Genomic DNA, 7,780 nt, shown 5'->3' on the forward strand with positions numbered 1-7,780 from the left:
CGCGTTGGCGCCATGGATGGCGCCATCGAGCCCCCAAGGACGGGTTCACGGCGTGTCCCGCGAATCCAACTCGCCCCGCCAAGCACGGCAAAAACCCAGAGCCGCTCTTGACGTTGATGTTGCTGTTGCTGTTGCCTGCCGCAGGCAGCGCCCGCGGCCGCCGCCGCAAAGGAAACTCCTTAAATCTTCTTCGCCAGCGACTCGGCCAGGCCGGTGTAGCTGCCCGGGGTCATCTCCAGCAGGCGCTGCTTCGCATCCGCCGGCAGCTCCAGCCCCTCCACGAACGCACGCATCGACTCGGCCGTGATGCCCTGGCCGCGGGTCAGCGCCTTCAGCTGCTCGTACGGGTTCGGCAGGCCATGACGGCGCATCACCGTCTGCACGGCTTCGGCCAGCACTTCCCAGGCCGCGTCCAGATCGGCATCCAAGCGCTGCGGGTTCACTTCCAGCTTGCCCAGGCCCTTGGCCAGCGAATCCAGCGCCACCTGGCTGTGGCCGAACGCGGTGCCCAGCGCACGCAGCACGGTGGAGTCGGTCAGGTCACGCTGCCAGCGGCTGATCGGCAGCTTCGCGCTGAAGTGCTCGAACAGCGCGTTGGCAATGCCGAAGTTGCCTTCCGCATTCTCGAAGTCGATCGGGTTGACCTTGTGCGGCATCGTCGACGAGCCCACTTCGCCTTCCTTCAGGCGCTGCTTGAAGTAGCCCAGCGAAACGTAGCCCCAGATGTCACGGGCCAGGTCGATCAGGATGATGTTGGCGCGGCGTGCGGCATCGCCGATTTCGGCGATGTTGTCGTGCGGCTCGATCTGCGTGGTGTACGGGTTGAACACCAGGCCCAGGCCGGTCACGAAGCGCTCGGCGAAGGCCGGCCAGTCCACGTCCGGGTAGCTGGCGATGTGGGCGTTGTAGTTGCCCACCGCGCCATTGATCTTGCCGGTCAGTTCGACCGCGGCAATCTGCCTGCGCTGGCGTTCCAGGCGGGCGACCACGTTGGCCAGTTCCTTGCCCAGGGTGGTCGGCGAGGCGGTCTGGCCGTGGGTGCGCGACAGCATCGGCTGGCCGGCCTGGGCGTGGGCCAGGCTGCGCAGGCTGTTGGCGATGCCGTCCAGGGTCGGCAGCAGCACCTCGCGGCGCGCCTGTTCCAGCATCAGGCCGTAGCTGAGGTTGTTGATGTCTTCGCTGGTGCAGGCGAAATGCACGAATTCCAGCGCCGGGGCCAGCTCGGCATCGTCCTTCAGCTGTTCCTTGATGAAGTACTCCACCGCCTTGACGTCATGGTTGGTGGTGCGCTCGATCTCCTTCACGCGCGCGGCCTGGACCGGGCTGAAGCTGGCGGCCAGGGCGCGCAGGCGCGCGATGGCGGCGTCGGAGAAAGGGGCCAGTTCGACGATGCCCGGCTCGGCGGCCAGGGCCAGCAGCCACTCCACTTCGACCGTGATGCGGGCCTTGATCAGGCCGTACTCGGAGAAGATCGGGCGCAGGGCGTCGACCTTGCCGGCATAGCGGCCATCGAGCGGGGACAGGGCGAGCAGGGCGGAATCGGACATGTCGGCAGGGCTGGGGCGAGCGGCGGGGGCCATATTCTACGACGTGCCGGTGAGGTAGTGCCGGCCGCTGGCCGGCAACCACGCCCGGCCCACGATTCCATGGATTGCCGGCCAGCGGCCGGCACTACCCCTTGCGCGTGCAGATCGGCCCTGCGGATGAAACGATCTGGCCCGCCCTCGTCATCCCACGCTGCGGGCAAGGGAGTATCGTTGGCGCAGCCGCCAGCCCGGGAAGCGACACCCTGCCAGCCGCCGCTTCCCTTTCCCCAACTGAAGTAGTGCGGAGTTGATGCAATGAGCAAAGCTGCAAGCAAGGGTTTCAGAATCGAACACGACAGCATGGGCGAGCTGCAGGTGCCTGCGGACGCCCTGTGGGGCGCCCAGACCCAGCGTGCCGTGCAGAACTTCCCGGTGTCGGGCCAGCGCATGCCGCGCGGTTTCATCCGTGCCCTGGGCCTGGTCAAGGGCGCCGCCGCGGGCGTCAACGCAGAACTGGGCCACCTGCCGAAGAACGTGGCCAAGGCCATCCAGACCGCTGCCGCCGAAGTGGCCGCCGGCAACTGGGACGCGCAGTTCCCGATCGATGTCTACCAGACGGGTTCTGGCACGTCGTCGAACATGAATGCCAATGAGGTCATCGCCACCCTGGCCAACCGTGCCGGCAAGGCGGGCAAGACCAGTGTGCACCCCAATGACCACGTCAACCAGGGGCAGAGCTCCAACGACGTGATTCCGACCGCGTTGCGGGTGTCGGCGGTGTTGGCGACGCATGAGCAGCTGCTGCCGGCGCTGGTGCACCTGCGCAAGACCCTGGACAAGAAGGGCCGCAGCCTGCGCAAGGTAGTCAAGACCGGCCGCACCCACCTGATGGATGCGATGCCGCTGACCTTCGAGCAGGAATTCGGCGCGTGGTCGGCGCAGCTGGCGTCGGCGCAGGAGCGTATCGAAGACAGCCTCAAGCGCGTGCGCCGGCTGCCGCTGGGTGGCACCGCCATCGGCACCGGCATCAATGCCGATCCGCGCTTCGGTGCACAGGTGGCCAAGGCACTGAAGCAGCAGACCGGTTTCAAGTTCGACAGTGCCGAGAACAAGTTCGAAGGCCTGGCCGCACAGGACGACGCGGTGGAGCTTTCCGGTCAGCTCAATGCGCTGGCGGTGGCGCTGATCAAGATCGCCAACGACCTGCGTTGGATGAACGCCGGTCCGCTGGCCGGGCTGGGCGAGATCGAACTGCCAGCGCTGCAGCCGGGCAGCTCGATCATGCCGGGCAAGGTCAACCCTGTGATTCCGGAAGCGACGGTGATGGCCTGTGCACAGGTGATCGGTCACCACACTGCGATCACCGTGGCCGGGCAGACCGGCAACTTCCAGCTCAACGTCACCCTGCCGCTGATCGCAGTGAACCTGCTCGATGGCATCGGCCTGCTGGCCAACGTGTCCACCCTGCTGGCCGACAGTGCGATTGCCGGGCTGAAGGTGCGCGAGGACCGCGTTGCCGAGGCGCTGGCGCGCAACCCGATCCTGGTTACCGCCCTCAACCCGATCATCGGCTACGAGAAGGCTGCGGCGATTGCCAAGCGTGCGTACAAGGAACAGCGCCCGGTGCTGGATGTGGCGCTGGAGGACAGTGGACTGGAGGAGGCCGAGCTGCGTCGCCTGCTGGACCCGACCGCGCTGACCGCCGGTGGCATCCAGGCCGGTGGCGGCGGCGCCGGCGGTTGATCGGCCGGTTGTAGAGTCGAGCCATGCTCGACTGTTGTTCCGGAGTCGAGCATGGCTCGACTCTACAGAAAGCAGAAACGCCGCCCTTTGGGCGGCGTTTTTTTTCAGCGACGGTCGGCGACGATGTTGCCGAAGGTGTCGGTGTAATCCTTGAACTCCGGGATGCGCTGGATCAGGTCCGCCGGAATCACGTCCATGCCCTCCGGCGGCTGGATCTTCACCGGCTGCATGTTGGGATCGGCCGGTGCGGCCACCAGGGTGTTCTGGCGCAGCACCTGCAGTTTGCCGAACATGGTCTGCAGCATCTGTTTCTGCCCGTCGTCCAGCGGAATCTGGATCTCGTCCATCTTCATCGTGCCGTCGGCGAGGATGATGATGTTCGGCGCGGGCGGGCGACGCACGGTGACCATGCCTTCGCTGACGGAAATCTTGGGCTTGCCACGCTCGGCGCGGTGGTTGCGGTACTCCTGGTCACAGCCGGCCAGGCCAAGGCAGAGCAGGGCGGTCAACAGCAGAAACAGCTTCTTCATGACATTCGGTTCGGGGGCGTCCGGGGCCGCCATTGTAAGCCGGGCGGCGCACTACGGCCGGCAGCCGGACGCCGCTGCCGGCCGGGTGCGCTGATCTGTCACAGGCCTAGCGCTGGACCACGGTGTCCTTGCCGCAGTCGTCCACGTCGCTCTGGTCCATGGTCGCGTAGGGCTTGAATGCCGGCAGTTCACGTGCGAGCGCCTGCTGGCTGGCCAGCATCGCGGGCAGGCGGTCGCAGATGCGTTTGGCCTGGGCTTCGATCTTCTCGGCTTCGGCATTGATGCGCTTTTCAATACCTTCGCTGTCGCCGCTGAAAATGCCCTTCAGCGCTTCGCCGGCAGCACTGGCACCCAGTTTGGCGCCGGCCAGGCCGACATCCATGCCGTCCATCGCGATGGCGACCACGTGGCCGCGGTAGTCCTGCAGATGACGGCGCTGGATATCGTTGGCGGCGATCTCCTTGCCCGCGATCAGCAGGCGGCCATCCGGCGTGATCTCCGCACGCGGCTGCTTGTCCGCCGAGATCTTGATGTTGCCCTGGGCGATATCCTTGCGGGCATCGTCCATGGCGTTCTTGACGGTCTCGCCGACGCCGCCTGTGGCTTCGGCCACACTCTTGCCAACGGTCTTGTCGGGTGCTGACGACGTGCCGCCGCAGGCGATCAGTGGCAGGGACAGCAGCACAGTGGGCAACAGGCGCAACAGGTTCATGGTGTTCCCCTGGTAGTGTCTGGAAGAGGGTTTACTTGCTGCGCGGCAGAGTGACCCGGCCGCTGACGTTACGATGATCGACGTCACCGCTGCCGCTGTGGTCGACGGTCAGGGTGCCGCGCACGCCGTCGACGTTGATGTCGCCCGAGCCGTGGCTGCGGACATGCACATTGCCGCCGATGTCGGCCAGATCGACCCCGCCGGAGCCGACCACGCCCACTTCAACGCTGCCCTGCACGCGCTTGAACTCGATATCACCCGAGCCCACGGTATCCAGCCGCGCGTTGCCACGCACATCGCTGATCTTCAGGTCACCGGAGCCGACGGTACCGGTGCTGGCATCGCCGCTGATGTTGCGTACGGTGACGTCGCCGGAACCCAGCGACAGCAGATTCAGGGAGCTGCCGCCATCGATGTTGAGGTCGCCCGAACCCACTGCAGCGTGGATGCTGCCGCGGGTACCGCGGACCACGGCATCACCGGAACCCACGTCCACGCTCAGCGACTGTGCGTTCTCCACGCTGGCATCGCCCGAGCCGATCTTGAACTGCAGCGGCATGTTGTCCGGCACGCTGCCACGGATATCCAGCCAGGCGTAGCTGTTGCCCAGGCTGATACCGCTTTGGCGGCCGTCGCGGCGCAGGCTCACCACCAGCTTGTCGCCGACCTTGCGCTGCTCCAGCACCAGCTGGTCCAGCCATTCCTGGCTGGACGCGCAGGCGCGGCCGTCCAGCTGGCCGCCGCCAGCGCTGGCGACCACCTTCAGGTCATGCTGGTTGACCTCGAACACCACCGTCCTGGCACCAGCCACGTCCAGCTTCAGTGCGCGGGCGGCAGTGAACTTGCAGTTCGGAGCATCGGCGGCCAGCGCCGACAACGGCAACAGCAACAACGCAGAACAGGCGAGCAAAGAACGCATGGGTGGTGCCTCCGGATGGATGGGATCAGATCTCGCCGGCGCGCTTGCGCAGGCGGATGGCAAGGAAGATGAACACTGCACCGACGACGGCGCCGATCCACAGCTCCGGCATCGCCAGCGACTTCAGCTGCGAGGCGGGGGACATCAGGCTGACGACCGAGTCCAGATCGCGGCGCGATGCTTCGTCGGCGCCGAGGCGATACAGCAGGTCCATGCCGGGCACGCCGCCCAGCAGCAGGCGGCCGACGATGTTCTGCCAGAACCAGCCGGTGGTCAGGCCGAACAGCGGCATCATCTTTGTGGAGCTGACAATGATGCCGGCAAACAGCGGCAACATTACCGCCCACAGGAACGGCTTGCTCCTGGCCCATGCCGAGCACAGCAACAGCCAGCCGGCGGTGGGCAGGGCCCACAGGGCATAGACCGGAATCCAGGCCAGGTGCCCAGCGGCCAGGGTCAGCGGGCTGGCCGGGCCCCAGATCAGGGTCATCGGGCTGCCGCCGTGCAGCAGTGCGACGGCGCTGATGATCAGCATGAAGCCAAACATGGTGAGGATGCCGGCGATGACCGCGATCAACGGTGCCACGATCAGTGCGCTGATCACCTTGGACAGCACGGTCTGCGTGTCCGACAGCGGCAACGACTTCCAGAACAGGATGCTGCGGTCACGGCGATCGTCGTAGAGGGCGCCCAGGCAGTAGAAGAACACGACGAAGGCCAGCACCACGAACGGCCAACTTGAACTGAGTACCAGAGTCAGGTCCAGGCCGTTGCCAAGATCAGCGAGGTCCTTGGCACTGATGTCACGGGTGAGCAGGGCCAGGTTCAGGCCGTTGATGTTCACGTTCTCGCCATCGATGTGCAGGCCGCCGTCGCGTGCTGCACGGTTCAGCGCGAACAGGCCGAAGGCAATGCCGGCGATGCTCATCACCAGTGAGATCAGGCCCGCGATCAACGGGGCATACAGGAAGCCGCCGCGGTTCTCCCAGTACTCGCGCTTGAGCAGCCAGCGCAGGGTGCCGATCGGGCTGATGGGGTGGTTGACGGCATTCATGCGTAGGTCCCCTTCATGATGGCGACGAACAGGTCGGCCAGGCCCGGGATGCGGGTCTCGCCGAGAGAGGAAAGCTGGGTGCGCGGCACGCCATCGAACAGCATCACCGTCTTGCCGAACGCCAGGCTGCGCTCGTCGATCGGCTTCAGGGCGCGCGCGGTGTCCAGCTGGTCGGCATTGACCAGCAGCTCGGTATAGCGCTGGCCGACGTCGTCCATTTCCGCGTCGAGCACGATGCGGCCATCGCGGATGAACATCACGTCGCTGAGGATGTGCTCGATCTCCTCCACCTGGTGGGTGGTGACGATGATGGTTTTCAGTTCGTCGAAGTAGTCTTCCAGCAGGCGCTGGTAGAACTCCTTGCGGTACAGGATGTCCAGGCCGAGGGTCGGCTCGTCCAGCACCAGGATGCGGGCATCGATGGCCATCACCAGCGCCAGGTGCAGCTGCACGATCATGCCCTTGGACAGCTCGCGCACGCGCTGCTTCGGCTGCAGCTTGGTGTTGGCCAGGAAGCGCTCGCAGCGGGCGCGGTCGAAGCGCGGGTGGACGCCGGCCACGAAATCGATCGCCTCGCGCACCTTCAGCCAGCGCGGCAGCACGGCGACGTCGGCGATGAAGCAGATGTCGTTCATCAGTTCGTCGCGGTGCAGTCGCGGGTCGCGGCCGAGCACGCTCAGTTCACCCTCCACCGAGGTCAGCCCAAGAATGGCCTTCAGCGCGGTGGTCTTGCCGGCGCCATTGGGCCCGATCAGGCCGACGATGCGTCCGCTTGGAATGCTGAAACTGGCGTTGTCGAGGGCGACCGTGGTCTTGTAGGCCTTGCGCAGGCCTCGGGCGGTGATGACCGACTCACTTGCAGTGCTATTCATCAGACTTTCCCCTGGGGCAGCAATTCGTCGAGGCTCAGGCCCAGGCGCTGGATGCGCTCCAGAACCGCCGGCCATTCTTCGTTGAGGAAACGGTCGCGCTCGCTGCTGCGCAGCTGCGTGGCCGCCTGCTCGGTCATGAACATGCCCAGGCCGCGGCGCTTCTCGACCAGGCCTTCGTCGGCCAGCTCCTGGTAAGCGCGCGAAACGGTGATGGGGTTGAGTTGATAGTCGGCGGCCACCTGGCGCACCGAAGGCAGGGCATCGCCCGGCTTGAGGATTCCGTCGAGCATCATGGCGATCACGCGCTCCTTCAACTGACGGTAGATGGGAGCGCCGTCGCTCCACTGGATGTCGCTCATATTCAGCTCCGTGGGGTCAGCGGCTGGGCGAACGAGAAATACGGCATAGACAGCGCGCTGTGCAG

Annotated in this window: 8 protein-coding genes; 1 reads left to right on the top strand and 7 read right to left on the bottom strand. The window is 65.8% G+C overall.

Annotation, left to right across the window (positions count from 1 at the left end):
• Positions 1–179: 179 nt before the first annotated feature.
• Positions 180–1,547: an adenylosuccinate lyase gene (gene purB / locus QRO95_RS24620; protein WP_285303671.1), complete on the bottom strand. Its 1,368-nt coding sequence runs from the start codon at positions 1,545–1,547 to the stop codon at positions 180–182.
• Positions 1,548–1,841: 294 nt separating this feature from the next.
• Here purB and QRO95_RS24625 point away from each other — a divergent pair, with 294 nt between their 5' ends.
• Positions 1,842–3,269, top strand: a complete 1,428-nt coding sequence (locus tag QRO95_RS24625) for an aspartate ammonia-lyase (protein ID WP_049462122.1) — start codon at positions 1,842–1,844, stop codon at positions 3,267–3,269.
• A 104-nt stretch (positions 3,270–3,373) separates the two neighbouring features.
• Here the strand turns inward: QRO95_RS24625 and QRO95_RS24630 are convergent, their stop codons facing one another.
• From QRO95_RS24630 to QRO95_RS24655, 6 genes are all read right to left on the bottom strand, one after another.
• Positions 3,374–3,799, bottom strand: coding sequence for a hypothetical protein (locus QRO95_RS24630; RefSeq protein WP_125892130.1), 426 nt, complete (start codon positions 3,797–3,799; stop codon positions 3,374–3,376).
• Between the two features lie 106 nt (positions 3,800–3,905).
• Entirely contained in the window at positions 3,906–4,511 is a 606-nt protein-coding gene (locus tag QRO95_RS24635) for a hypothetical protein (RefSeq protein WP_285303674.1), read from the bottom strand.
• Between the two features lie 31 nt (positions 4,512–4,542).
• On the bottom strand, positions 4,543–5,430 hold the full coding sequence (locus QRO95_RS24640) for a DUF4097 family beta strand repeat-containing protein (RefSeq protein ID WP_032130457.1): 888 nt from the start codon (positions 5,428–5,430) through the stop codon (positions 4,543–4,545).
• A gap of 25 nt (positions 5,431–5,455) precedes the next feature.
• A complete protein-coding gene (locus tag QRO95_RS24645; protein WP_201116784.1) occupies positions 5,456–6,484 on the bottom strand; it encodes an ABC-2 transporter permease in 1,029 nt (342 codons plus the stop codon).
• Positions 6,481–7,356 carry an ABC transporter ATP-binding protein gene (locus QRO95_RS24650; protein WP_285303675.1) on the bottom strand — a complete coding sequence of 292 codons (876 nt, stop codon included), beginning with the start codon at positions 7,354–7,356 and terminating at the stop codon, positions 6,481–6,483. The genes QRO95_RS24645 and QRO95_RS24650 overlap by 4 nt, the downstream gene beginning before the upstream one ends.
• The gene (locus QRO95_RS24655) at positions 7,356–7,715 is read right to left on the bottom strand and encodes a GntR family transcriptional regulator (RefSeq protein ID WP_006453095.1); all 360 of its coding nucleotides are present in this window, start codon (positions 7,713–7,715) and stop codon (positions 7,356–7,358) included. Before QRO95_RS24655 ends, QRO95_RS24650 begins: the two co-directional genes overlap by 1 nt.
• Between the last annotated feature and the right edge of the window lie 65 nt (positions 7,716–7,780).

This window comes from Stenotrophomonas maltophilia group sp. Smal13 (assembly GCF_030236855.1).
Lineage (GTDB): Bacteria > Pseudomonadota > Gammaproteobacteria > Xanthomonadales > Xanthomonadaceae > Stenotrophomonas > Stenotrophomonas maltophilia_A.